General features: G+C 61.1%; 19 protein-coding genes and 2 tRNA genes. 14 read left to right on the top strand and 7 right to left on the bottom strand.

Annotation, left to right across the window (positions count from 1 at the left end; genetic code table 11):
- The first annotated feature begins 648 nt into the window (after nucleotides 1-648).
- The 4 genes from SZ63_RS02815 to SZ63_RS02830 are packed head-to-tail and all read left to right on the top strand — an operon-like array spanning nucleotide 649 to nucleotide 4,172.
- Nucleotides 649-1,140 (top strand): gamma carbonic anhydrase family protein, encoded by a 492-nt coding sequence (locus tag SZ63_RS02815; RefSeq protein ID WP_048180894.1) that lies wholly within the window; start codon nucleotides 649-651, stop codon nucleotides 1,138-1,140.
- A complete protein-coding gene (locus tag SZ63_RS02820; protein ID WP_052959044.1) occupies nucleotides 1,133-2,407 on the top strand; it encodes a CoB--CoM heterodisulfide reductase iron-sulfur subunit A family protein in 1,275 nt (424 codons plus the stop codon). The genes SZ63_RS02815 and SZ63_RS02820 overlap by 8 nt, the downstream gene beginning before the upstream one ends.
- 2 nt (nucleotides 2,408-2,409) lie before the next feature.
- Entirely contained in the window at nucleotides 2,410-3,471 is a 1,062-nt protein-coding gene (gene mtnA / locus SZ63_RS02825; protein WP_048180897.1) for an S-methyl-5-thioribose-1-phosphate isomerase, read from the top strand.
- Nucleotides 3,468-4,172, top strand: a complete 705-nt coding sequence (locus SZ63_RS02830) for a DUF116 domain-containing protein (RefSeq protein ID WP_048180900.1) — start codon at nucleotides 3,468-3,470, stop codon at nucleotides 4,170-4,172. The genes mtnA and SZ63_RS02830 overlap by 4 nt, the downstream gene beginning before the upstream one ends.
- Here SZ63_RS02830 and SZ63_RS02835 read toward each other — a convergent pair.
- The 3 genes from SZ63_RS02835 to SZ63_RS02845 all read right to left on the bottom strand — a co-directional run bounded on the left by SZ63_RS02835 (nucleotide 4,137) and on the right by SZ63_RS02845 (nucleotide 5,961).
- Nucleotides 4,137-4,484: a bactofilin family protein gene (locus SZ63_RS02835; protein WP_241481227.1), complete on the bottom strand. Its 348-nt coding sequence runs from the start codon at nucleotides 4,482-4,484 to the stop codon at nucleotides 4,137-4,139. The genes SZ63_RS02830 and SZ63_RS02835 overlap by 36 nt on opposite strands.
- A 488-nt stretch (nucleotides 4,485-4,972) precedes the next feature.
- Complete coding sequence (locus SZ63_RS02840) at nucleotides 4,973-5,812, bottom strand: geranylgeranylglycerol-phosphate geranylgeranyltransferase (RefSeq protein ID WP_048180906.1); 840 nt, start codon at nucleotides 5,810-5,812, stop codon at nucleotides 4,973-4,975.
- Between the two features lie 74 nt (nucleotides 5,813-5,886).
- Nucleotides 5,887-5,961, bottom strand: a tRNA-Arg gene (locus tag SZ63_RS02845).
- A 69-nt stretch (nucleotides 5,962-6,030) separates the two neighbouring features.
- Between SZ63_RS02845 and SZ63_RS02850 the strand changes: the two genes are divergently transcribed.
- Nucleotides 6,031-7,146 (top strand): tRNA (guanine(10)-N(2))-dimethyltransferase, encoded by a 1,116-nt coding sequence (locus SZ63_RS02850; RefSeq protein ID WP_048180908.1) that lies wholly within the window; start codon nucleotides 6,031-6,033, stop codon nucleotides 7,144-7,146.
- On the opposite strand, the gene SZ63_RS02855 is transcribed toward SZ63_RS02850, so the two are convergent.
- Nucleotides 7,133-8,248: an OBG GTPase family GTP-binding protein gene (locus tag SZ63_RS02855; protein ID WP_048180911.1), complete on the bottom strand. Its 1,116-nt coding sequence runs from the start codon at nucleotides 8,246-8,248 to the stop codon at nucleotides 7,133-7,135. The genes SZ63_RS02850 and SZ63_RS02855 overlap by 14 nt on opposite strands.
- Nucleotides 8,249-8,436: 188 nt before the next feature.
- Between SZ63_RS02855 and SZ63_RS02860 the strand changes: the two genes are divergently transcribed.
- The 4 genes from SZ63_RS02860 (at nucleotide 8,437) to SZ63_RS12870 (ending at nucleotide 11,361) form a co-directional block, all read left to right on the top strand.
- Nucleotides 8,437-8,511: transfer RNA gene (locus SZ63_RS02860), tRNA-Glu, on the top strand.
- A gap of 167 nt (nucleotides 8,512-8,678) precedes the next feature.
- The gene (locus SZ63_RS02865; protein ID WP_048180914.1) at nucleotides 8,679-9,746 is read left to right on the top strand and encodes a class I SAM-dependent methyltransferase; all 1,068 of its coding nucleotides are present in this window, start codon (nucleotides 8,679-8,681) and stop codon (nucleotides 9,744-9,746) included.
- 246 nt (nucleotides 9,747-9,992) lie between these two features.
- Nucleotides 9,993-11,201 carry a Bcr/CflA family efflux MFS transporter gene (locus SZ63_RS02870; RefSeq protein ID WP_048180919.1) on the top strand — a complete coding sequence of 403 codons (1,209 nt, stop codon included), beginning with the start codon at nucleotides 9,993-9,995 and terminating at the stop codon, nucleotides 11,199-11,201.
- 1 nt (nucleotide 11,202) lies between these two features.
- The gene (locus SZ63_RS12870; protein WP_156168339.1) at nucleotides 11,203-11,361 is read left to right on the top strand and encodes a hypothetical protein; all 159 of its coding nucleotides are present in this window, start codon (nucleotides 11,203-11,205) and stop codon (nucleotides 11,359-11,361) included.
- 261 nt (nucleotides 11,362-11,622) lie between these two features.
- On the opposite strand, the gene SZ63_RS02875 is transcribed toward SZ63_RS12870, so the two are convergent.
- Nucleotides 11,623-12,456, bottom strand: a complete 834-nt coding sequence (locus tag SZ63_RS02875) for a viperin family antiviral radical SAM protein (RefSeq protein ID WP_048180921.1) — start codon at nucleotides 12,454-12,456, stop codon at nucleotides 11,623-11,625.
- Nucleotides 12,457-12,601: 145 nt separating this feature from the next.
- Between SZ63_RS02875 and SZ63_RS02880 the strand changes: the two genes are divergently transcribed.
- Entirely contained in the window at nucleotides 12,602-14,269 is a 1,668-nt protein-coding gene (locus SZ63_RS02880) for a hypothetical protein (RefSeq protein WP_048180923.1), read from the top strand.
- A 33-nt stretch (nucleotides 14,270-14,302) separates the two neighbouring features.
- Here the strand turns inward: SZ63_RS02880 and SZ63_RS02885 are convergent, their stop codons facing one another.
- The gene (locus SZ63_RS02885) at nucleotides 14,303-16,936 is read right to left on the bottom strand and encodes a DEAD/DEAH box helicase (RefSeq protein WP_048180927.1); all 2,634 of its coding nucleotides are present in this window, start codon (nucleotides 16,934-16,936) and stop codon (nucleotides 14,303-14,305) included.
- 500 nt (nucleotides 16,937-17,436) lie between these two features.
- On the opposite strand from SZ63_RS02885, the gene SZ63_RS02890 reads away from it, so the two are divergent.
- Nucleotides 17,437-19,479, top strand: a complete 2,043-nt coding sequence (locus tag SZ63_RS02890) for an acetate--CoA ligase family protein (protein ID WP_048180929.1) — start codon at nucleotides 17,437-17,439, stop codon at nucleotides 19,477-19,479.
- Between the two features lie 6 nt (nucleotides 19,480-19,485).
- Here the strand turns inward: SZ63_RS02890 and SZ63_RS02895 are convergent, their stop codons facing one another.
- Nucleotides 19,486-21,066, bottom strand: coding sequence for a glycosyltransferase family 2 protein (locus tag SZ63_RS02895; RefSeq protein WP_048180932.1), 1,581 nt, complete (start codon nucleotides 21,064-21,066; stop codon nucleotides 19,486-19,488).
- 353 nt (nucleotides 21,067-21,419) lie between these two features.
- Here SZ63_RS02895 and SZ63_RS02900 point away from each other — a divergent pair, with 353 nt between their 5' ends.
- From SZ63_RS02900 to SZ63_RS12340, 3 genes are all read left to right on the top strand, one after another.
- Nucleotides 21,420-22,061, top strand: a complete 642-nt coding sequence (locus tag SZ63_RS02900) for a superoxide dismutase (RefSeq protein ID WP_241481228.1) — start codon at nucleotides 21,420-21,422, stop codon at nucleotides 22,059-22,061.
- A gap of 296 nt (nucleotides 22,062-22,357) precedes the next feature.
- Entirely contained in the window at nucleotides 22,358-23,806 is a 1,449-nt protein-coding gene (locus SZ63_RS02905; RefSeq protein WP_048180934.1) for a heterodisulfide reductase-related iron-sulfur binding cluster, read from the top strand.
- A gap of 236 nt (nucleotides 23,807-24,042) precedes the next feature.
- A complete protein-coding gene (locus SZ63_RS12340; protein ID WP_162199191.1) occupies nucleotides 24,043-25,650 on the top strand; it encodes a sensor histidine kinase in 1,608 nt (535 codons plus the stop codon).
- Nucleotides 25,651-25,785: the final 135 nt, after the last annotated feature.

Genomic DNA, 25,785 nt, shown 5'->3' on the forward strand with positions numbered 1-25,785 from the left:
TGCCCGGCATGCAGGGGATCGAACGTCCCCCCGACCATCACTTTCATCCAGAGGCGTTTGCCGCGAGGGGTTTTATGGGTAGTGATCGGCGGTGGGGTGGGTGAGGGGTTTCAGGTAGGCGGACGAGGAACCGCAGGACCAGGCACCTGGCATCTCCGGTGCTCGTGCTCCGGTCCTTACAAACCATCGCGCTTCAGACAGTCGTTCCTACCGGAACATCGTTCTCCGGTGCTCGTGTTCCTGCCCTTCAAATCTGCTAATTCCTTGTGGTTACACATAGCACGGTTTCCGTGGGAGTATCACCATAGGGGGGAGGGGACAGGGGAGGGGGGATGCTCCCCCCTCCCCGTCAGCCCCACCCCCAGTCGCGATATCCCCTTGAAAGCCGTGGACGGTTGTGAGCGACAGTCCAAGATACAGGAATGTGAGCACCACCAAGCCGGTTCCGACATCCGACTCCCTGTGTGCCTCCTCATCTCCCATCCCTCACCAGGCCCACACATTCGCGCCTCGCACCTCCGGTGCTCGAACTCCGTTCCCATGAAACGTCGTTCCTAACGGTGCTCCAGCTCCGTTCCGATCGGAACGTCGTTCTCACCCCCCCGATGGAGAACATTTTGTATCGCCGCAACCAATAGTAGACTCACTATGGAGAGCGGATCGGTTGTGGGGAACCGCGTCTTTATCGCAGAGAACGCAACAGTCATCGGAGACGTGAGCCTCGGCGACGACGTGGGCGTATGGTTCGGCGCCGTTGTCCGGGGCGATCGGGATACGATCACCGTGGGCGCCGGCTCGAACATCCAGGACAACGCCGTCGTCCACACCACGCCCGGGTTTCCGGTCACCATCGGGACGGAGGTCTCGGTCGGCCACGGCGCCATCCTGCACGGCTGCACCATTCGCGACCGGGTGCTCGTCGGGATGGGGGCCATCGTCCTGAACGGCGCGGTGGTGGGAGAGGGCTCCATCATCGGCGCCGGCGCAGTGGTGACGGAAGGAAAGGAGATCCCGTCAAACTCGCTCGTCCTCGGCGTGCCCGGCAAAGTGATCAGGGAGACGACACCCGAGCAGCAGGAGAGCATCCTCCACAACGCGCATGAATACGTCAAACTCGCCGGGAGGTACCGCCATGACTGAGGTCGTCGTCATCGGCGCCGGGGTCGCGGGCATCCAGGCGGCGCTCGACCTTGCCGACCACAACATCCACGTCCACCTCATCGAGCGCGAACCGACCATCGGCGGGCACATGGCCCAGCTCGACAAGACGTTCCCCACGAACGACTGTTCGATGTGCATCCTCTCTCCGAAGATGGTCGAGGTGGCCCGGCACCCGAATGTCACCATCCACACCTGCTCCGAGGTCGAGGGAGTCGAGGGCGAGGTGGGGAACTTCCGCGTCCGGGTCAGAAAGCACCCCCGCTACGTCCTCGAGGACGAGTGCAACGGCTGCGGGGACTGCACCGCGATCTGCCCGGTGGAGGTCTACAACCGGTTCGACGCCGGCATCGGCGTCCGGAAGGCGATCTACAAGCCCCACGCCCAGGCGGTTCCCGACATCGTCGTCAAGGATCAGGAGCACTGCATCGAGTGCGGGCTCTGCTACGACGTCTGCGGCAGGGAGGCGATCCTCCGCGAGGACGAAGAGCGCCTGATCGAACTTGAGGCAGCAAGCATCGTCGTCGCGACCGGGTATGCGACGTTCGATGCCAAAAACAAGGCCCAGCTCCGCTACCTCATCATCCCCGACGTCATCACGAGCCTGGAGTTCGAGCGGATGATCAATGCAAGCGGCCCGACAGGCGGTAAACTGAAGAGGCTCTCGAACGGCAAGCCGCCCCGGAGCGTGGCGTTCGTCCAGTGCGTCGGCTCCCGCGACCTCTCCGTCGGGCGCCCCTATTGCTCCGGCGTCTGCTGCATGTACGCGATGAAGAACGCCACGCTCATCCGGGAGAAGAACCCCGATATCGAGGTCACCGTCTTCTACAACGACATCCGCGCATACGGCAAGGGTTACGAGGAGTACTACGAGCGGGCGAGGAGTCTCGGGGTCAGGTTCGTCCGCGGGTTCCCCGGCGAGGTGCTCGAGGAGAACGATCACCTGACGATGGTCGCGGAGAACACCGAGACCGGCGAGGTGGAGACGTTCCACCCCGACCTGGTAGTGCTCTCCGTCGGGCTCGAACCTGCCGCGGGAGCGGACGGGGTGGCCCGGATGCTCGGCATCCCGCGGGACGAGTCCGGGTTCTTCGGGGTCGCCGACCAGAAAGTCGGCCCCGTGCTCACGGTGAAACCCGGGATCTACGTGGCAGGGACCGCCACCGCGCCGAGGGACATCCCCGACTCCGTCGCGATGGGCGAGGCAGCTGCGATGCGGGCGTATCTCGACACGATCAGGGCGGGATGAGCATGCCGAAAGGGGAAGAACCCTACACCGTCGCTTGGGATGCGGAGAACGAGTGCATCCTCTACATCGACCAGACCCTGCTCCCCGGCCGCTACGAGCAGATGCGGTGCGTGACCGTCGACGACCTGGCCAGGGCGATCCGGAGGCTCGAGATCCGGGGAGCCCCGGCGCTCGGGATTGCCGGCGCGATGGGCGTGGCGCTCGCCGCCGTCCGGAGCAGAGAGGCAGACCTTCAGCGGTTCCTCGACGAAATCAGCCGGGCGGGAGACCTTCTACGGGGTACCCGGCCGACCGCGGTCAACCTCGCGTGGGGGATCGACCGCGTGCTGCAAAAGATGGCGCTGGCCGCATCGGTAGCGGAGGCGAAGAGCATGGCGGTCGCCGAGGCGAACATCGTCGCCGAGGAGGACGAACTGACCTGCCGGAGGCTCGGCGGGTTCGGCGAAGAACTCTTCCCGGAGAGGTGCACGGTGCTCACCCACTGCAACGCGGGAGCGCTCGCCTGCCGTTGCTGGGGAACGGCGCTCGGGACGATCCGGTCGGCGATTGCCGCCGGAAAGGACGTGCGGGTGATAGCCTGCGAGACCCGGCCGCTCAACCAGGGCTCAAGGCTCACCTGCTGGGAACTTGCCCGGGACGGGGTCGACGTGACCCTCATCCCCGACTCGTCGGCGGCATACCTGATGCGAAAGGGGATGATCGACCTCGTCGTCGTCGGCGCCGACCGGATCACCAAGGACGCGGTCTTCAACAAGATCGGGACGTATATGCACGCCGTTGCCGCTCATCACCACCAGATCCCGTTCCACGTCGCGGCGCCGGTCTCGACGTTCGACCTCTCCCACAGGGAGACGGACGTCACCGTCGAAGAGCGTGACCGCTCCGAACTCGCATACTGCGGCGACGTGCAACTCGCGCCCGACGACGTGAAGGTGCTCAACTACGCCTTCGACGCCACGCCGCTCGACCTCGTCGACGGGATCGTCACCGAGATCGGGGTGTTGCGGCCGCCGTATACGGAGTCCTTCCGGCTGATCGGAAGAGATCAGGAGAACCGGCCATGAGTCTCTTCGATTCCGGGATCTGGATCCAGCTGATGACCCTCATCGGGGAAGTCACCTTCTTCTTCATCCTCGGGATGCTGCTCGCCGCGGTAGCCCTCGCGATCATCGCCGCCGCCTCGATCACCAGGGGGAAGTTCTACTTACCAAGGATCCTGATCCCCGGCATGGTCCTTTTAGAGGGGCTCGTGAAGGCGTTCTGCAAGCTCCTCGGGCTGGACGACAAGGACCTCGTCACGTTCTTCATAACGCTTCGAAACACCATGAACACGAAGGCCTTCTCCGAAACTCCTGTGGAGCAGCGGGCGGTCTTCCTGCCCCAGTGCCTGCGGTCGGCGCAGTGTCCGGCGCACCTGACGCCGGAAGGCCTCAAATGCCGCAACTGCGGCCGCTGTTCGGTCGGGGAGAACGCGGAGTGGCTTGAGAAACTCGGGTACCGGGTCTTCATCGTTCCCGGCTCGACGTTCATCAAAAGGATGGTCAAGAAGTATCATCCGCGGGCGATCATCGGCGTCGGCTGCCTCATGGAGGTAAAAGACGGGATCGATATGTCCGACCGGATAGGCATCGTCGCTATCGGTGTCGTGAACGTAAAAGACGGGTGCGTGGAGACGATAGCGGACTGGACCGCGGTGAGAGATGCCGCCCTGCTCGGCATCAAACACCCGTCAGGTGCCGTAGATTTTCACGGCCCTGCCGAATAGGCGCTCGCTGGTGACCTTGCCGTAGACGAAGATCGTCTCGTCGCTGTTCACGGCACCGACGCTGACCCCCGGGCGGAGGGTGACGTTGCCCCCCGCCTTGACCGAATGGAGGCTCGCGTTGTCGCAGATGGTGGCGGTCTCCAGAACCCTGATCGGCCCTTTTATCTTGGCGTCGTGACCGATGACGATGCTCTCGGCCTCGATGAACCCGCCGACCGTCGAGCCGGGTCCGAGTTCGAGGCGGCCGGCAACGACCATATTGCCCCAGACGTGCGTCTCGGGAGGAGTGATAAAATTCCCGTCTATCTTCACGTTTCCGTCAAAAAAGGAACCTTTCGGTGCTATGTACGTGTCCCCGTGCCGGTAAACTTTCATGAAGATCTCCTGGCTAACAGCTCGGCCCGTAACCAGATAAAATTATCAGTGCGAGATTCTGAACATCAGAAGGCCGGACATCTTTTTGCCGGTCCATATCCACCGGACACTCACCCCGCCGACCAGGGCCGGGGGCAATACATGGTGATAGCCAGGGGAAAGCCGTCCCCCGGGGAGCGAGCCGGGACTCCATTCTTTTTCAGTACCTTCCCATCCAGCGGACCCTGGCGGGTATCGCCCTTGGGGGAGTGGGGAGTGCGACTGCCGGGACGGCAGGAGTGTGAGCACCGTCAGGTGCGAGGAACGGAACACGACCACCGTCAGGTGCGAGGGCAGCACCCCCTTCCCTGTTTCTATCCATCCCGGATATCAATAGTTCCCAATCCAGCCGGATAAAAAATATTGAGATACCGAAGTTCCCCCGATCATATCACCGCGGCAATCGCAAAGACCGCAAGCGCGGCGAACATGCCCGTCCGCAGGATCGATGTCGCACCGGACTCCCGGACGCAGCCCGGCGTCGTGCATCTAACACCCCGGAAGGCCCCGAAGATGATGACGAGATCCACGACCGCGATGCCGGCGAGATAAAAGAGACTCCACCAGTCGCCGGAGGGGAGAAGGCTCACCAGCACGGCACCGCAGGCGCAGGCGAACGCAAATATCCCCGTCTTCCGGACCCCGACGAGCATGGGAAGAGTGCGTGCGCCTCCCGCCGCATCCCCGTCGACGTCTTCCGCATCTTTCAGGAGTTCCCGTGCGATGGTCGCAAGGAACGTGATCGCCGCGAGCGAGAGGTTCCGGACGAGCCCCTCGATACCCGCAAACGCTCCGCCGAAGAGGAAGACGCTCGCCGTCAGGTAAGCGACGGCCGCGTTGCCGAGGACGGGGGTGCGCTTCAGCCGGACGGCGTATATGATGAGGATGACCGAATTCATGATGGCGATCGCAAGGCAGAGGGTCGTCGTCAGGGTGGCAATCGCGATGCCCCCGACAAAGAGCGCCGCTGCATACGCCCTTGCACCGGCAAGGCTGATCTCTCCTGCCGGTATGGGACGGTCGGGACGGTTGATCCGGTCGATCTCAACGTCGCGGACATCGTTGATGACGTTCCCGCCTGCGGTGATGAGCGCGACGATCACGGCGAGCAGGAGCGACGGCGGCGTGAGCGTCCCGGTGGCGATGAGATAGCCGATGAGCGCGGTAAGGCCGGCAACGACGGCGTTGTGCGGACGGGTAACCCTGATGAATGCGGAGACGCTCATTCTCGAAGAGTTAGGTTCTCGGGGGGAGGATAAATAACCAGAGGATTCTGCCGGAACAAAATTGAGAGAAACAGCGGGCTTGGGGGGATTCGAACCCCCGGCATTCAGCTTAGGAGGCTGACGCCATATCCTGGCTAGGCCACAAGCCCATACCACGGAGTAAAAGTATTGCTCATGAGAAGGTATAAGGGTATCGAGCATCCACCTTTTCGGGAAGCATGGACGTTGTCGAGGTCACCGAAGGGAGAACCAGTTTTCTCGTACCCAGACAGGATCCTCGCCTCCAGTTCCCGCCCGGGAGCGGCCCGGTCTTTTACAACGCGCGCATGGAGATGAACCGCGACGCCACCGTCCTTCTGCTCTCCGTGCTGAGGCCACAGAGTTACCTCGACGCGATGGGCGCGTCCGGTGTGCGGGGCCTCCGGGTAGCGCACGAGGTCGGGATACCGGTGACGATCAACGACTGGAATGCGAACGCGGTCGACCTCGCCCGGCAGAACGTGGAGGCGCTGGGTCTCGCCGCCGAGGTCACCCGCGAAGACGCGAACGTCCTGATGAGCGGGAGGACGTTCGACGCCGTTGATCTCGACCCCTTCGGGACGCCGGCGCCGTTCGTCGACTCCGCGGCACGGTGTGCCGGGAATTACCTCTTCATCACCGCCACCGACACCGCGCCGCTCTGCGGAGCGCACCTGAAAGCGGGCATGCGCCGCTACTTCTCCCGGCCCCGGAACACCGAGTACCACGCCGAGGTCGGCCTGCGGACGCTGCTGGGATTCGTGGTGCGCGAGGTGATCAAGTACGACCGCGGGGTGGAACCGCTCTTCTGCTACGCGCACGAGCACTTCCACCGCCTGCATCTCAGACTCAGGTACGGGGCGGCGGCGGCCGACCGGGCGCTTGCACGGATGGGCTACGTGATGCAGTGTGGAAACTGCCTCTACCGCTCCGAACAGGCCGGAATGCTCCCCGAACCCGAAGAGTGCCCGCTCTGCGGCGCGAACCTCGTGCCGGTCGGCCCTCTCTGGACGGGGAGGATCAACGACGATGCAACGCTTGCCGCGATGCAGGAAGCCCTGCCGTCGGTCACGGCCGGAACCGGGGCGCGGATCGGGCGGCTGCTCGCGACCTGCCGCCAGGAGCTCGATACGTCGAGCCACTACGACTACCACGTCATTGCAAAACGCCTGCGGGTCTCTCCCGGCGGGATCGAGACGGTCATCGAGCGGCTTAGAGCCCTCGGCTACCGGGCGAGCCGCGCGCACTACTCAGGCACCGCCCTCAAGACCGATGCGCCGCTCCCGGTCCTCGAAAAAGTGGTCAGCGGCGGGTGACGACGGTGAGGACGTCCCCGTCCGCGAGCTTGTGGGTGAGGCCGACACGCTGCGCGTCGTGTTTGGCCGAGTCGCCCCAGACCTTCGCGTAGCGGAACTTGTCCGCGAAGTCCCGGTGGAGGCGGTTGCAGACGTCCTCGACCGTTGCCGGGCTCCGGATGATCAGCGGCTCGTCCATATCCGCGGGGCCGCCGACCGGCTTTAAGTAGACCCGCATGAACCCCAGGTTCTCGAAGATGGCGTCTTTCAGGTCTTCGATGCGGTAGCCGCTGTGCGCCGAGACCATGATGGGGGGCTCGCCGAACCGTTCGGTCAGTTCCTTCTCGATACCCACCCGGGTCTTCTCGTCCACGAGGTCGACCTTGTTGACCGCGATGAAGGCCGGGACGTAGACGCGGTTCCCGATCATCGCGTCGATGAAGTCGTCCTGGCTGACTTCGTTCCTTATCAGGACGTCCGCGTTGACGATCTTGTTCTCCGCGAGGATCGAGCGGATCTCTTCGACATCGAGGTCGACGGCGCCGACGGTGTTCAGCCGGATACCGCCGATTCCGGCCTTCTTGATGGTGATGTCGGGTTTAGGGCGGTTGATCCGGATACCGGCGTCGTGGAGCTCGCGGAGCAGGACGTCCGTATGCTTCTCGTTGAAGACGTCGACCAGAACAAGGATCAGGTCGGCGCTCCGCACGACGGCGATGACCTCTTTCCCGCGGCCCTTGCCCATGGCGGCGCCGGCGATCAGGCCGGGGATATCCAGGATCTGGATCTTCGCGCCCCGGTGCTCCATCGCGCCCGGGATGACGGAGACGGTCGTAAAGGCATAGGATGCCGTCTCGCTGAGTTCCGAGCCGGTGAGCCTGTTGAGCAGCGTACTCTTTCCGACGGACGGGAAGCCGACCAGGACGACGGTGGCGTCCCCCGACTTCTTCACGGAGTAGCCCTCGCCCCCTCCGGCGGAGGCCATGGCCCGGGCTACCGCTTCGTCACGGATCTTCGCGAGTTTCGCCTTGAGGCGGCCGATGTGCTTGGAGGTCGCCTTGTTGTACGGGGTATTTTTGAGTTCGTCCTCTATTTCCCGTATCTGCTCTTCGACACTGCTCATTGCTGCCGATACAGATATGTTGGGAAGCTACTTATGGGTGTCTGTGATGGAAATCACGAACCGAAGAGAAAATTCCGGCCCGTATTGGGTTCAGATTGCCCGGCTGCCGGCACGACCGGAGAAGGCGGAGCGCAAGACAGGTTTAAATATGATAAAGGCCAATAATTTAGAGCACGTTGGTGCAATGCGCTGCTATAGTGTAGACCGGCCAATCATGCAGGACTCTCACTCCTGCGACTGGGGTTCGAATCCCCATAGCAGCATCCTTTTGCGACTGTTTTGATGTTTTAACCCGATGTCACGTTCTTCTGTCCTGGGGCATCCGGCATCGTCAACAACTGCTTGCAGCCCGCCTGGCTGATGAATCTCACGTATCAGCGCGGAGAGAATACGAACGCTCATACCGGTTGCCGGCGGAATACAGATCAACATGCTCTTCCTTTCAGCACAGGAGTCTGCGGAGTGGTCCGGCCTTGCAGACGAGGTTCTCCGGAGCGGGACTGCGCCGGGAGCCTACGACGGCGACATCCGGCAGAATCTGCTCTCTGCCTTCGACTATTATATAGGAACGGTGCTTGCCGCCCACGGGCGGGCCGCAGAGGGGATCGAATGGCTGGGCGCCGCTGCACTTCGCGAGGAGAACGATCTCTTCTCTGCGGGTTTTCTCCTCGGTTTTCTCGAACGCCATAACGGGAGACTTGCCATGCCTACGGTGGCGTTCGCCGACCCGCGCCCGTTCATGCACTTTGCCGGCGTCCCCATGATGCGGGAGGCAAGAAGGCGGTTCATTGCGCAGTGCGGCAGCACCCTGCCGCAGTTCGATGAGCCGTTCTCCATGATGGACATCGGGTGCGGCAACGGAGGGCTCACCGTATCGCTTCTGCAGCACCTGCTGGATACCGGCAGGGTCACCGAGATTGCCGAAGTCCTCCTCATCGATCCGTCGCCGGCAATGGCCGCCCTGGCCGAAAAGACCGTCCGCGACGCATTCCCCGATCTCCGTATCGAGACCGTGAACGGCCGGATTCAGGACTGTTCCGACAGCATCGATCACCGTTTCGATCTCGCCGTCAGCTCGCTTGCATACCATCACATGCCTCTTGAGGATAAGAGGATCCACCTCACGCGGCTCAAACCCTGGATCGACCACTTCGTCCTCTTCGAGATGGATGCGAACAACGACACCCCGGAGATGTACTCCCCGGAGCTCGCACTCTCGGTCTACCAGTCCTACGGGGGAGTCGTCGATGCCGTCTTCGCGCACGACGCCCCGGTGGACGTAGCCGTCGCCTGCGTGGATCTCTTCCTGATGACGGAGGTCGTCTCGTTCCTCACGCAGCCCCGCGGTGTGAGGACGGATTATCACATGCTGCAGAGCCAGTGGCATGAGCTCTTCACGGAATGCCTGGGTCCGGAGTTCACCCCCGGCTGCCACTCACCCTGCTATGCGGGCGACGAGACGACGCTCTTTACGATGCATTACGGCCGGGAAGCATAGGCAGGGCTGTAACTCCGGGGTTGAAGGGAACGGAGAAGGCGACCATGGCACGGGCCTCCTGCATCGGGAGGAGATGCCTGAAGATAAGAGGGGCAAATGCCGCCCGGGACGAGCGGCCAATGCCAATCTAGAACTACGGGAAGGTTCAACGTATAAGCAGAGCCTGGAGAAGACAGTAATCCAGTCCGGGCCAGGAGCGCCCTACAGCGATCCTGTTCTTCAACACCCGCCACGCGAGGCATTTCCATGGACAATCCACCCGACCAAACCCGACGATCGCAACAGTATCTCGGGAATCGCGGTCTCATCGTCCTGATTGCCCTCCTCTCCGCCTTCGTCCCGCTCTCGACCGATCTCTATCTCCCCGCCCTTCCCGGCATGGGCGGCTACTTCAGCGTCTCCGCCGCCCTCACCAACCTGACCCTGATCCTCTTCTTTCTCTTCTTCAGCCTCGGGCTGCTCTTCTGGGGGCCGCTCTCCGACAGATACGGCCGCCGGCCCATCCTTCTCGTCGGACTTGCGCTCTACATCGCCGCAAGCGCCGGGTGCGCCGTATCGTGGGACATCCGGCTCCTGATCATCTTCCGCATCCTCCAGGCCGTCGGCGGCAGCGCCGCCTCCGCGGTCGCGATGGCGATGGTCAAGGACGTTTACGACGGGCGAAAGAGGGAGTCGGTGCTCGCGCTCGTCCAGTCCATGGTCGTCGTCTCGCCCGCCGTCGCTCCGGTTCTCGGGGCGTTCATGCTCCCCTACACCTCGTGGCGGGGCCTCTTCGTGGCGCTCGCCCTCATCGGCGTCGCCTCGATGGCCGGCGCCCTCCTTCTCCGGGAGACCATCCCCTCGCGGTATACCGGCACCACGGCGCAGTCCGTCCACCGGCTCGGGGCCGTGCTCAAAAACCCCGGCTTCGCCTCGCTCCTCGTCGTCTTCTCGCTCGTAAGCACCGCATCGCTCGCGTTCGTCTCCGCATCGCCGTACATCTATCAGGACGGGTTCGGGCTCTCGGAGCAGTGGTACAGCTTCTACTTCGCCCTCAACGCCGTCGGCCTGATAGCGGGCCCGTTCCTCTACCTCTGGCTCTCCCGGCACGCGAGCCGCCGCTCGATCGTCGGGGCCGGGTTCGCCGTCATGGTCGGCAGCGGGGTGCTCGTCTGCCTCTTCGGGAGCCTGGGGCCGCTGGCCTTTGCCCTTGCCCTCTTCCCGGCCTCGCTGATGGGGAGTTCTGTCCGGCCGGCGGGTGCGTTCCTGATGCTCGACCAGCAGAAGGAGGATACCGGCTCCGCATCCGCCCTGATCAACTGCGCAAGCCTCGTCTTCGGCAGCGCCGGGATGGTTCTCGTCTTCCTCTTCGGGGAGAGCCTCGTCTTCGGCCTCGGGGCGATCAACGCGGCGGCCGGGGTTGCGTGTCTTTTAGGGTGGGCGGCGATCGGGAAGCGGAGGCTGGTGAAGTTCTAACATGATCCTGAAGTACACCCCGCCGAAGGAGAAACTCTCGGATATCCTCAAAGAATTCGGGCCGAACCCCGCGCTGGCCGCATCGGTCGCGGAAGCCTCGCATGAGATGAGGAGGTCTTCGATGTCGACGCTTGACACGTATTTATACCGATCGTTTTGAAAAATATTTTTAAATTTTCCTCTCACTTCTTACTGTTCTTCTCCCCTGCAGACATCGCTCGGGCCTTAAAATCTTTGTTGGAGCCAGTTTTATCCGAGTGCGCCTGAATTCGCTGTGCATCCGCTTTGGTCATACCCTTTTTTGCCATATACATCCTCCTTTTCAGTGGGTTTTCTTGACACGACTCATCAGTTAATGGTTAAATGCGGTTCACTTCTACATCCTATTACCTCCCCTAATCGCGATCCAAAAATCTACCACTTACCAGGCATAGACTGCCCCTCGGGATGCATAGTTGCGAATATTGAGTATCTGCTCGAGCAGGCCTGTGCTCACCGTATCAATGGGATATTCTCGGAAAGGATATTGGGTATTCTGGAATATGTTTCCGGATGGAGCGATCATCAGGTACGAGTCTCGCATGAGATCTGCTGATTCAAAAACCGGCAGATCTCCCGTGCGCAACAGAATATCATTATGCCTTATTTTGAACTCCTGAAATTCGTCCCGGGTTATCGCCAGCGGGATTACTGCATGATCGTTCTGGCCCTTTACGTGCAGGAATTGGAAGACTTTCCACCTGTGGGGATCGAGTGCCCGGATCAGCTCCGACAGATCCTCCTGGAATGTAAGTTTCGTCACGGTGGTGTTTATTTTGAGTTTCATCCCGAGTTCGTGCACAATCCGGGCAACTTCGATTGCATGCCGAACATGCGTACCATCTCCGCGTCCAAGGGTCTTTTCAACCAAATCCGAAGCCGAATCAACGGACAACCCGATCCAGTCCACGTGAGCGGACAGACGGTTCAGGGCGTTTTCGTCAAGGAGAGACCCGTTGGTTGTGATGCTAACGACAAGGCCCATCTTTTTTGCCGCTGCAACGACATCGTAGATCAGGCTGCTACACATCGGCTCGCCGCCGACAAAGTTGATCTTTTCAATGCCCAATCGGACAAGGTGTTCAAGAACATAGCATGCTTTTTCGTATGATCTCAACTCACCGGTGAGTTTCTGCATGCAGCAGAACGAGCAGTTATAGTTGCACGCGGAAGTGAAATGCCAGTTTGCCGATTTGACATTAATCATAGCCGACATACAAGAAAGAGATATGTCATTGAGGTATAAATTAAATCCAAGGCGTAATTCAAAGCTATTACTGTTTTACACCTGGAAAATGTTTATATATGGTTTCATGTAACCGATCAACACATGTGGACATCAACCACCTCATGGAGTCATTATGAGTAAATCCAGTACGATTACCGAGAAAGGCTGGTGGATTCTCAAACTTTTCATTATCCGTGAAGGGCTGGCGCAAAGGGATTACGAATACAACCCATTCAGGACAGAGACACCTGAATATCTTCTTCCAACAGAGCACTTCTACTCATATCCAAGGCACATCAACTTCATGCTCGATCATAAGGTGAGTGTCCCTACCGCCTCAAGTTGGTGCGAGAAATTCCATAAGATGGGACTGCTCAAGAAAGAGTCAAGACGGACAGAATTTGGCCGTGCCTTCCAAAAGACGCAGCATTATTACATCAACCCGGATCTCGATGCATTTAACCAGATCTTAAGTATTGCCATTGAGCATTCATCTCCTCAGGAATTGATGAAACTCTTCGGCAAGTACTATTTCCAGAGTAGAATCACCGAATCTCTCGTCCGTGAGATATTGTTTGAAAAAAACGTGAAGATGCTCACTGTAATTAACATGCTCGATTGGGAGCCACATGAGGCTGAAGAGGTTTTCCGGATATGGGATAGTGAAACTGTTCAGACATTTCAGGAACTTCAACAGGAATATGTTGCGCATTTCTACGAAGAGAATAAGGAATCGTGGGATTTTCCGACATCATACCGCTGGAACCGGCTAACATGCATGCAGATCAAGATACCCGTATTCCCCGCAGATATGGACACGGCTGAACAAATGGAGCGTATCAGGGAGAACTTCGGATCAGAAGCCATCATACTTTACGATAACCAATGTCCATATCTGGACTACGCCAGTTTCCTTCGAGACTATCAACGGTTACATGAATACAATTATCTTATCCTTCCCATCCTTGCCCTCATCAAGGTCTCACCGAATGCCTGTCTTTACTTTCTTTCACAGAACTGGCAGGGATTTACGTTCTCCGTGGAAATCCTCTACGGCGGCCAGAAGGGACCATCCTGCGACCTGCTGGTCAACCTCTTTTTCCTTGCAATTAACGATATGACTCAAAATCCTCGAACACCGCTCAATTCGATTGTAAGCCGGATACACTTCCGTGATATCCCACGCGAATTGGATTCCAAAGGCAACCTCACAACAGAAAACGCACTTGCCGCAGTATACTTGAAAAAGTATCATATTTTATACTATGACATTGGTTTTTCAACAAAGGGGGTTGAATCATCAGGAGTAACCCCTCTCCCGTATCAGCAAAACGCCCAGCAATCCGAAAGTCCAGCGTTCTGGATCAAGACCTGGTTGAAGAGGCAATATGCCATGTGGTACCAGGAGATAGAGATCAAGGATTTCCTGCGCCTCATCGAACTTCTGCAGAGCGATGATCCTATCGGCACCAGACTACGGGAGCGATTTCCGAACAGGATGAAAAACATCCTCTCTGTATATGATAAGCAAAAAATTCCGGGCGAACAATTCAAGAAATGCCTCCTTAACGAGTTGAACAACGTGCTAGAATGCAAAGACCTCTACAATGAAAAAGCGTTCTCGCACATCACGCTTAGCGAAATCACTCAAGAATTGCTGGAATACATCCTGGACGAGAAAGAATGGGTTGATGATCCGTGGGGTCGTAAAGATACAGAAGTAATTCAAGTCAATCGGCGCCTCCTCGACGAAGCGTTTCCGGATATTTTTTCAGAGATGGAATCAAGGAGATTGTTTTAGCGTGGTTTCTGTTTAGAGGACTCCCCCACAACATCATCTCCCCTTCATCCAGTCAAGCGCCTCCCGCGCAGCCCTCCGCACCTCCGGCTCCCGGTCTTTCAAGGCCCGCATCAGCGCGAGGCGGGCGCGGGGGTCGCCGATCCGCCCGAGCGCCCGGGCCGCCCTCGCGCGAACGTTGTAACGCCGATCGGAGAGATGGAGGATGAGCGGATCGATTGCCGCCTCATCCCCGATCGCCTCCATCGCCCCGATTGCACGAAGGACAACCTCATCGTTGCGCGAGTTGAGCAGCGGTATCAGGAGCAGGAGAGCCGGCGACCCGATCTCCGTGAGCCGGCGGCGTGCGGCCGCCTCCTGCTTCGGGTTCGCCGCCCGCTCGAGCGCCCGTATCTGCTTCTCTAACGCATCCGGCCGATCGTCCTTCCGGACGGGGGGCACCAGCGATTCCGCCCGGATACGGATGGTATCCGCGGCAGGAACCGTCCCGATGCCGCTCAGGAGCAACCCGCGGAGCGCCCCGGGATCGCGGCCGGCGAGGACGAGGAGCCAGTGCATGCCGGAGAGCCCCGGAATCTCGCCGGTGCGCCACGCCATCCTCACCATCGCCAGCCATTCCTCGTCGGTAAGAGGTCCGGAGCAGGATTCGAGCGGTACGGCAAGATCGCGGCGGAGCCGCTCCGGAACCGCCTCGAGGATCGTATCGACCCGGACCGTGCCGAAATCGTCCGTCGCAATGTATCGCCGGGTCCGGAGATAGTCGCGGACGGTCGCTTCGCTCCTCTGCCGGAACCCGGCGATCCCGTCGTCCGCATCAGGAGCGTGCAGGACCGGGATATCGAGAAGAAGCGCGGTATCCCGGATCCAGGCAAGGTCGTTCTGGTAGGCGAACGCGTCCTCCGCGTCGACGTACGCCTGCGGCAGGGCGACGAAGTGGTGAAAAATCGGTTCTTTCCCCGGCCGCTTCCGGAGGATCCGGCCCATGCGCTGCACCAGCTGCAACTGCGTCTTTGAAGACGCGACGTTGATCCCGATCTCCGCGTCCGGAACGTCGATCCCCTCGTCCAGCATCTTCGGCGCGACCAGGACCCCCTGCCGTGCCGACCGGAATCTGTCCAGGGAACGCCGCACCTCGGAGCGCGGCATCCCCGAATGGACGCGATAGGCATCCACCGAACCGTCGAGAGCGTCGTAGATGGCGTCGCAGGTCGCGATGTCCATCGAAAAGACGATGCACTTCTTTGCCCCCCCTAACTGCCGGGCGAGCTCGATCGCTCTAGCCGTCTTCGGTGCCGACCGGTGGATGATCATCCGCCGCCGGTAGACGAGGCCGATGAGCCGGAACCATGCCTCCGGGACGTCGGCCGTCCGGTAGCGGAGGTGCCGCATCAGGCCGACGAACTCCGCGATGCTCGCAAAGCGGTCGAACCGGGAGTTCGACAGCCTCCGGATGATCTCCCGGTGCCGACCGTTGATGACGGCAAGTTCCCTGACGATCTGCTCGGATATCGCACGGAACTCCTCGTTCTCCCGCACGTCGAGGTAGGTCGTATGGAGGTGGAGGGAGAACGACGGAACGACCCCGTCTTCCCGGGCATCCTTGAGGGAGTAGGTGTAGGCCGTCGGGCCGAGGGCACGGTCGAGCGGGGCGCGGCGTTCCTTCCCCTCGATCGTCGCCGAGAGCCCCATCCTCCACTTCGCAGGGACGGTGAGGGCCTTCCTGAACTGCAGCCCGGCGCTGTGATGCACCTCGTCGACGATCAGGAGATCGGCACGGTAGCGGTCCGGGGAGCGGTAGACCTTCTGGAGCGTCTCGAACCGGAGCATGAGCCGGCCGCCGTAGGAGAGCGGCACCGTATAGTCGGCACCGGGATTCCCGGAGAGCCCGAGTTTCTCGATGGCTTCCCGCCGCCACTGGTTGAGCAGGGCGCGGGAATGGGCGAGCACCAGCACCTCGAGGCGCCCGTGCACCTCGTAGAGCCTCAAAGCGGCCGCAAGCCCGACGAGGGTCTTTCCGGTCGCCGTCGCCATCTCGAGGATGCCCCTGCCGCCGGCACGAAGCCAGGCCTCGAGCGCCCGGCTCTGGTGCGGCCAGAGCGGACAGAGGAGGACGGGACGCCCGGCCAGGTCCGAACGTGCATCGGCCTCTTCGAGCCGTGCAGAGAACGCATCGGCGCTCCCCGCTTCCGCGAGCCGGGTGAAGAGTTCCATTGCAAAGAGGCCGCTCCCGACCGCAAAGAGCGTCGAGACCTCGTCGACGACCTCCGGCGTAAGCCCCGTCTCGAGGCCGATCTTTTTCAGGACGGCGATCTTCTGGCTCTCCGGGAACGGGTGGAGCGCACGGTAACAGAGATGGCGGAAACGGGAGAACTCCTCCAGAGACTCGTCCGGGAGGCAGGCGTCTCCGTTTCGACCGGAGAAGAGAAGAAAAGCGGTCTCTGCAACGTAACGCTCGAGGCGTTCGTAGTGATCGCCGTTCGGGTCGAGCCTGAGGACGAAGCGGCCGTCCTGCCGGAGAGTGTTTTCGTAGTAGTTCAGCAGTTCTTCGTCCGCTATCCCGAGCGCGGCCGCCGGCGGAAGCGGATCGAGGACCCGCGCCCGGAAGGAGCCGAAGGTGAACTGCTCGGGGTTTGACAGGTAGTCTATCTCGTGCGGCAGGAGTCGACGCATGGTTCTCTCTGTGCGCTCACGCATAGGTTCTTCAACCCGCCGGGGTGCTCTGCGGGCCAAACAGCCGGGTTCCGGTACGCTTATCGCGACCGGCAGAATCTTTCCCGAACGACAGACACGATGAAGGAACCGGTGTCCCGGCCGGAGGAGACCCCCGACCCGTCCGGTGCGCTGCCCATTCTGTTTATTCGCACCCTGCGTTAAATGTTGCCCGGGCCGGCACCTCCCGGCCGGAACCTGCTGGAGATCCGGGAAGAATTTCCCTCCAATCCGGGCATTCAGGGACGGAACAGTGGAATCCCGAAGGCGGACAGAACCCCCCATCGGATTTGTCATGTAGAATCATTACAAAACCTATAAAGCAGATATGATACCACGCTGTAAGGTTCATACCGACCTATAGGGTTAGTTTTCCGGGAGACGGTTCATCTGTCAGGGAACACGAACTGCAAGATCATAGTGATGTTCGAGTAAGATACTCAAAACGTGAGGAGACAACCATGGCAAAAAGAATGCTGAGCGAGTTCGAATCGTACGATCTCCTGAAACAGTACGGCGTACCGGTGCCCGAACATGCGATCGTCAAGACCCCCGCCGAAGCGGGCAAAGTGGCAGAGAAGATCGGTTTTCCTGTCGTCATGAAGATCCACTCGCCCCAGATCGTCCACAAAAGCGATGCAGGCGGCGTTATCGTCAGTATATCCACAAAGCAGGCTGCGGAAGAGGCGTTCAACAGGATCGTCGCAAACGCGAAGGCCTACAACCCCGAAGCCGAGATCAAGGGTGTCATCGTCGAGCAGCAGGCGGCGCCGGGACTTGAACTGATCATCGGTGGGAAGACCGACCCGGCGTTCGGGAAGGTGCTCACCTTCGGTATGGGAGGCACCCTCGTCGAGTTGATGAAGGACGTCACCCTGCGGATCCTGCCGGTCTCCGAAGAGGCCATCCGGCAGATGGTCAGGGAGATCCACGGCTACCCGATGATCCAGGGCTACCGCGGGGCGAAGCCCCGGGACGAAGAGACGCTCGTCAAGGTCATGTGGGCGATCAACTGCTTCTTCGCCGAGAACACCAACGTCGTGGAGTTCGACATCAACCCGGTCAGGCTGTACGAGTCCGGGGCGTGCATCGTCGACGCACGGATCTTCGTCGACGACGAAGCCGTGGAGAAGACAGCGAAGGAGCGGCCGTTCGTGCCGATCGAGTACTTCACCCCCCGGTCGATCGCGGTCATCGGCGCATCGTCCGAACCCAAGAAGATGGGTTACGCCGTGATGCACAACCTCCTCCACTTCCCGGGGCAGCTCTACCCGGTGAACAACAAGCGCTCCGAAGTGCAGGGGCTCAAAGCGTATCCCTCCATCCTCGATATTCCTAACCCCGTCGATATGGCGGTCATCACCGTCCCGGCAAAACACGTGCCGAGCGTGGTCGAGGAGTGCGGGCAGAAAGGCGTCTCCATGGCGGTCATCATCACGGCCGGATTCAAGGAGACCGGAGAGGGAGGAAAGGCGCTCGAGGACAGGATCATCGAGATCGCGAAGCGTTACGGCACACGGATCATCGGCCCGAACTGCCTCGGCCTGATCATCCCCCCGAAGGGCATCGACACCACCTACGTCCACGAGTCGCCGAAACCCGGCAACATCGCCTTCATTTCCCAGAGCGGGGCTATCGTCAACACGGTGGTCGACTGGAGCATCAAGCAGGACATCGGCTTTTCCGTCGTCGTCTCGGTAGGCAACCAGGCGGACCTCAACTTCATCGACTACCTCAGGTTCGTGGAGCGCGACCCGAAGACCAAGGGCATCATCCTCTACATCGAGGAGATCCAGGACGGCAAGACCTTCATGAAAGTGGTCAGCGAGGTCTCGAAGACCAAGCCCGTCGTGGCGATCAAGTCCGGTTCCTCCGCGAAAGGCCAGGCAGCGGCCTCGTCCCACACGGGTTCGCTCTCCGGATCCTACGACGTCTATATGGAAGCGTTCCGCGAATCCGGCGTGATCCCCGTCCACACCCTGACCGGCACGTTCCAGGTCGCGGAGATGCTCGCGACCCCGAAGGGCTACCCCCGCGGCAAGCGTGCGATCGTGATCACCAACGCCGGTGGGTTCGCCGTTCTCTCCTCCGACTACGCCGAACGCTACGGCATCGACCTTATCAGCCTCCCGCCGAAGGTCCTCAAGGAGTTGAACGACCTCCTGCCCGACTTCTGGAACAAGAACAACCCGATCGACCTCCTCGGCGACGCCAACGAAAAGCGGTTCGAGCAGACGTTCAGCGTGCTCGCCAAGCACCAGGACTGCTGGGACATCGCCTTCGTGGTCGGGTTCCCGAACCTCGTCATCGGATCGGAGCAGCTTGCAAACCAGATCATCCAGTTCTCGGAGAAGACCGAGAACATGATCGTCGGGACGCTGCTCGGCGGCGACTCGATGGAGCGGGGCCGCAAGATCCTCAAGGCGAACGGCATCCCGATCTTCGAAGAACTCGACTTCACCTTCCGGGTGATGGGAAGAATCCTCTGGCAGCGGTTCCGGTAAGGATATCTACTCTTTTTTGTCCGTTCCAAAATGACGGGACACCCGGTCAGTGCCGCCTTCCGCCACCAGTCTGCCGTCTCTTTGCCAGACCACCAGAAACGACGAGAGAACGGCGAGCGTGTAACAGGCCCAGAAGAGCGGGATCGCCGTGCCGGAGTCCGGACCCAGGGAGACCGCCCGCACGATGCCGACGGCCATCGATGCCAGGACGGCCGCAATCACGAGGAGAACCGGCCCTATCCGGACACGGGGGCGGGAAGAGGGGGCGGGCGCAACCTTCGGCGTCACGACGAACGGCAACTGCTTCCCGGAGACGGCGTACCAGATCGCCCGGGCGTATACGAAGGCGAGCGTATTGAAGATCGCCTGCGATAACGCGAGGTCGTACAGAGAGTACTGCCGCTCACGGATGCTGACGATGACCTGGATCGCGATCACCACGACGAGCACCACGGCGAACGTCGGGGGAACCCATACGGGGAGGATCGGGACACCGAAGATCAGCGTGGCGACGGGGAGGAGGAAGAGCACCACGTTCACCCCTCCAAGCAGGTAGATCGAGACCGTGACGACGAACTCAAGCCAGTGCGTTGCGGTCATGCTCCGGGGCTGCGCCACGAGTTGCCGGAGAATCGTCCCGAGAAGCTGGGTGTTCCCGTATGCCCAGCGGAGCTGCTGCGTGAAGTATGCGGCGAGGTTCGGCGGCGCAACGCCCTCCGCGTACACGGCATCGAGAAAGACTCCCCGGCGGCCCTTGAGGTGGAACGTAAACGAAGTGGCGATGTCTTCGGCGATGCATGCCTCGTCCATCCCTCCGATGGCGGCGAGATGGCTCACCCGGAATATGCAGTTCGAGCCGGTCAGCATGGCGGTATTGTTGACGGAGAGCCCCCTGCAGACGTGCTTGTTGTAAATATGCTGCTGGTAGGAGAACGTGACGCTTATCGGGTCGTGGGGCTCCGTTCGGAAGAACTGCGGGGTCTGGATGAAGGATACGGACGGGTCGCCCTCAAGGATGGGGACGAGATCGGCAAGGATCTCCGGTTTCACCCTCTGGTCGGCGTCGATTATCAGGAGGTACGGCGTATCGCCGTCGAGATGCGAGAGGGCGTGATTGATCGCTCCCGCCTTGAACCCGCGCCTGTGGTCGCGGTGAAGATAACGAAGACCGTACCGCCTGCATATCTCCTGCATCGACGATCGTTTCCGCGTATCCGTGGAGTCGTCGAGGAGGAAGATGCGGAGGTCGGGGTAGACGATCGCCGTGCACGCCCGGACACAGGATTCGACCACGGCCGGCTCCTCGTTGTAGACCGGGATGAAGACCGCGACGGGGGAGGTCGGAGGTCTCGACCCCTGCGGTGCCGTGGGACGGTAGGCATAGAGTGACCGGAGGAGGTGATCGGCGTAGCTCACGAACTGGATCACCCCGAATGCCGTGACGGCGACGAGAAAGAGCGAGAGAACCCTCGCAAACAGGCTCCACCCGGCTCCGGTCAGTATGAGATGCAGATCACGGAGGAAGACGGCCGCGAGCAGCACCATGAGCGTGGCGGTAAAGAATGAGATGCGTGCTGCCGTTGTCATGAAAATCCACCGCAGTCTGGCTGGTATCATGCAGAGACGCCTCGAAGCCGTACGCCAACCCGGATCCGGCCCGGGTGCAGCGGGAGACGCGAGGCGGTCCGGATACCATCCATCATACCGGCGCACTTAAAGGTTTCGGGGCCGGCCGAACCGCAGCCCCCAGACCCCAGAACGGCCTTTTCCCTTCTTTGCCGCTACGGCGGGGTGCAGGCGCCAACCCTCTCGGGGATGGATGGCCGGGACGGTACCAGGGTATCGCGGCCGCACGCGGCGGCGCAGGGCGCAGGCGGATACCATATCCGGCAGGCGGGCAAACACCGACACAATGAAATAGATCCCTTTCCTTCTGACGAATGATTACTATGGCTGTACAGAAGATGGCAACTGCATCGTTGAAGAAGTACGAGCTGCCGCCGCTGCCGTATGCGCCCGACGCTCTCGAACCCCACATCTCGAAGGAGCAGCTCTCCCTGCACCATGATAAGCACCACCAGGCTTACGTGACCGGGGCGAACGCCGACCTCGAGAAACTGGAGAAGGCGCGGCAGGAAGGCACCGAAGTGGATATGAAGGCGCTCTTAAAGGAACTCTCGTTCAACATCGGTGGCCATGTCCTGCATGACCTCTTCTGGCCGACGATGGCCCCGGCCGGAAAGGGCGGCGGCGGAACCCCGGGCGGGGCGCTTGCAGACAGGATAGACCGTGAATGGGGTTCCTTCGACCGATTCAAGGCCGAGTTTACGAAGGCAGCCGCGAGCGTCGAGGGGTCCGGGTGGGCGGCACTGGCGTACTGCACCATGACGGACCGTCCCATGATCATGCAGATCGAGAAGCACAACAACCATGTCTACCCGACGTTCCGCATCCTGATGGTGCTCGATCTCTGGGAGCACGCCTATTACGTCGATCACAGGAACAACCGGGCAGGGTTCATCGACGCGTTCTGGAACGTCGTGAACTGGGACACGGTGAACAAGCGGTTCGAGAACCTCTAATCACCATCTTTTCCCCGATCCGGAGCGGCTTACCGGAACGGCTGGCCGGGTGCGCCTCAAGGATTGACTCCGGCAGCCGTAGGCACCCGTTTAACCCGGAGACGCCGTGCGGCGTCCTCATATCCAAACCATTAAGTAGTCATCGCAAGAGGTATCGCCGACGTCATCGGTGGGGGAAGGAATGGATCGATACCGCAGGCGATATACCCTTAGTCTAAACTGTGCTCGCTCTCCTGGGGGAGGAGCAACCGCCCGTTCATATGTGCGTAGAGCAGGGGCGATCCCCGGGATCGGCCATGCTCGGTAGGGTCATCCCCGAGCCGGATCGGGAGGTGATCCGGGACGCGATCACGGACGGGGCCATACGTCACCTGCTTCACGAAGAAGACCCGCGGCTCCGGAACTTCCGGCTCTGCAACGCATGCGGTTCCTGCACGCCGTACTGCCCGGCACGGATCAACGATCCCGGAGCGAACGGAGACCCGGGCTACCTTGCACGGAAGGTGACCGCGGCCCTCCAGGCAGGCAGACGCCCCGGGCTCGATCTCGCCGACTGCGTCCAGTGCTACTCCTGCGAGACCGTCTGCCCACGCTCCGTCAGCATCGGCGGGATCATCAACGCCGTCTACGAGACGGAGCGCCTGCAGCCGATCTTTCGAAGGATGCTCCTCGACCGGGGGGGGCTTCCACCTCAGGCTTTTCTTCCGCTCTATACCGGGAGGGGCCACTTCCGGAAGTTCGTCCTAAAGGCCATCCGGTACCCGTATCCGGTGGACGGCAGGGCGATCGACGAGGTCCGGCGGCTGCTGCTCCATCCGGTCGACGCGTCGGCCTTCTCGGCGCCCGGACACCGCCCGCCGAGGCGGCTGCTCGCCCGTCCCGACCGGGTCTTTCACCTCAACTCCTGCTGCGCCTTCAACTACCCCGGCGCGGACCTCTCGCAGAAGATGATCCTTGCCGCCCTCGGCATCCGCTACGAGACCTCGCCGATGCAGACCTGCTGCGGGGGTGCCCCGCACTATATGGGCGGGGCAGGTTTCGCCGACCGGCTGCTCCTCACCGCACGGAACCTCAACGTCATCCACGACGCGTTCGAACCCGGCGGCGAGATCGCCGTCACCGGCATATGCCCGACCTGCAGCGACTCGTATGCTGCCGCACTCGATATGCTCTCGCGGAGCGCCAACAGGGAGGTGGCGAACGAAGCCCTGGCGAGGATCGGCCGGAAGGTAACTGAACCGGGGGCTTTTGTGGTGGCAAACGTCCTCGACCTCTACCCCCTCTATCTCGACGAACTTCGGCGGCTCGTCGAGAGACGGCTCACCGGGCTCGCCGTCGGGGTGCATGTCAGCTGCCACTACCGGAAGATGAACGGCAGCCTTGCCGTCCCGCCGGGAATGCAGGACCTTACGGCGGTAACGGGAGCGAAGATCACGCGAAGCGTGATGGAGCACTACTGTTGCGGCGGGGTCAAGAACCTCTTCGACCGGCACCGGAAAGGCCGCCCCCTGGAACTCTCCCGGCTGAACCGGCTCGTCCGTCAGGACTTTATGAATCACCGCCTGGACGTGATGATCGTCGACTGTCCGGGATGCGAACTGGTCTACGACCACATGGGTGTGCCGGTGCTCCATATCACCGAACTCCTGGCACTTGCAATGGGCGCCGACCCGAGGGAGACGGCCCACATCCAGGGCCACCTGACCTCGCTTTCGGCGGCACTCGGCCGGATAGGGATTCTTTAAGGCGATGGGATACCGGTGAAGGGTGCGCGATCCCCGTCACGAAGAGCGGTAGGGAGCGCGGCACCAAACGGCCGGGTTCGGTCTTCGGCATGGCCGCAGCCATGTTTGCGCAACCGGCCGAAACTGCAGGCGGTCCGGCATCGGCCGGGCCGCACCGCAAATCACTTATTACCGGGGATGAGATTTGTTTATATAATTTTTACAGGATAAAAACATCAAGGGGGCAGAATACCCGTATGAATAGAGCGGATTCAATATCAACCATATCGCAAGAGGCGTTTCGGATTCTCGACGAGCCCGGCGCAGGTATTCTCGTGCTCGATCGGGAGATGCAGGTGTTCTGGGCAAATGCATTTGCCATGGATATCCTCTCTCTGCGCGAAGAGGAGATCCTCGGATTCGACGCCCGCCGGATCCTCGACGCACGTCTGGCACCGCTCCTGCAGGAGAGAGACGCTGCCAGGAGACTCCTCGCCACGATGAACAACGGAACCGAGATGTCCGGTCTCGACCTCTCGGTGCAGGACTCACGGGGGGAAGAGCGACGGATCGTCTATTCCAGCCGAAAGATTGAGCGGGGAGTGTTCGCAGGGATGTGGGTGCTCTGCATGCGGGACGTCACCGACCGGAGACCGGCAAACGAAGGTCTGCTCTCCTCGAACAGACAACTCCTGGTTTTGAACCAGATCATGGGAGTATCCGCATCGTCCCTCTCGCTCGACGAACTGCTTGAAGCGTCACTCACAAAGACCCTCGATCTGCTCGGGTTCGACCTGGGGCTGACCTACCTCCTGAACCCGGAGCGGACGATGGCGCTCACGCGCTACCACCGCGGCGCCCCGGAGAACTACCTCGCCCGGAACAGGGCCATCAAGGTTCACCACTGGCCCTGGAACTTTGTATTTGTCGCCGGACAGCCTCGTTACCTCGAGATGCAGGGCGAGGGGGGCACGATCGAGGAAGAGATCCTCGCCTCGCTCGGGGTCTCCACCCTCGCCTGCATCCCAATCCTTGCCGAATCGGTCGTGGTCGGCGCGCTCTTCCTCGGGAGCAGGCAGGTCGAGGGGTTCCGGGACGAGGAGCGCCGCCTTCTGGAGGCGATCGGGCAGGAGATCGGTTCGGGTGTTCTCCGGAGCATGCTCCACAAGCGGCTGGAGGCGGCTCACCGCGAGACGAACCTCTACCTGGACGTCATGACCCACGACATCAAGAACGCGGAGAACGTCGCGAACCTCTACTGCGACCTCCTGCTCGATATGCTGGAGGGCGACGCCGCCCAGTACGCCCGGAAACTCAAAGGAAGTATCCGCAAAAGCAGCGGCATCCTCCAGAACGTCTCGACCATCCGCCGCATTCACCAGGAACCGCCCGACTTAAAACCGCTCCATCTCGGCCGCGTGATCCGGGGAGGAATCGAACGCACCCCGGAAGCAACCGTCTCTTTTGACGGCACTGCCGCGGAGATCTGGGCCGACGACCTGCTCCCCGAGGTCTTTACGAATCTCATCGGCAACGCCGTTAAGTTCGGCGGACCGGACGCCGGGATCGCGATCCGCGTGGAGGACTGTCTCGAGGAGGAACACGCGGTGGTGGTGACCGTGGAGGACACCGGCCCCGGCATCCCCGACGAGATGAAGGAGACGATCTTCGACCGGTTCAGGCAGGGCGGAAGCCGGGGATGCGGGGAAGGGCTCGGCCTCTACATCGTCGGGATGCTCGTCGAGCGCTACGGCGGCCGGATCTGGGTCGAGGACAGGGTGGAAGGCAGGCCCGACCTCGGGGCGTCGTTTAAGTTCACGCTGCGCGAAGTGGTGCACGGCGGGGCCGACGAGTATGAGGAGTGAGACCCCTTATACCACAGTAGTTCACTGAAATAGTTGAGGAAGTCCTCCAGGGGGGCAGACCACCAACCTTCCTTCGCACCTGCGGTGCTCAAGCTCCGTTCCTACCGAACGTCGGGCTTCGCACCTGCGGTGCTC

It is taken from the genome of Methanoculleus sediminis (genome assembly GCF_001017125.1).
Classification (GTDB): Archaea; Halobacteriota; Methanomicrobia; order Methanomicrobiales; family Methanoculleaceae; genus Methanoculleus; species Methanoculleus sediminis.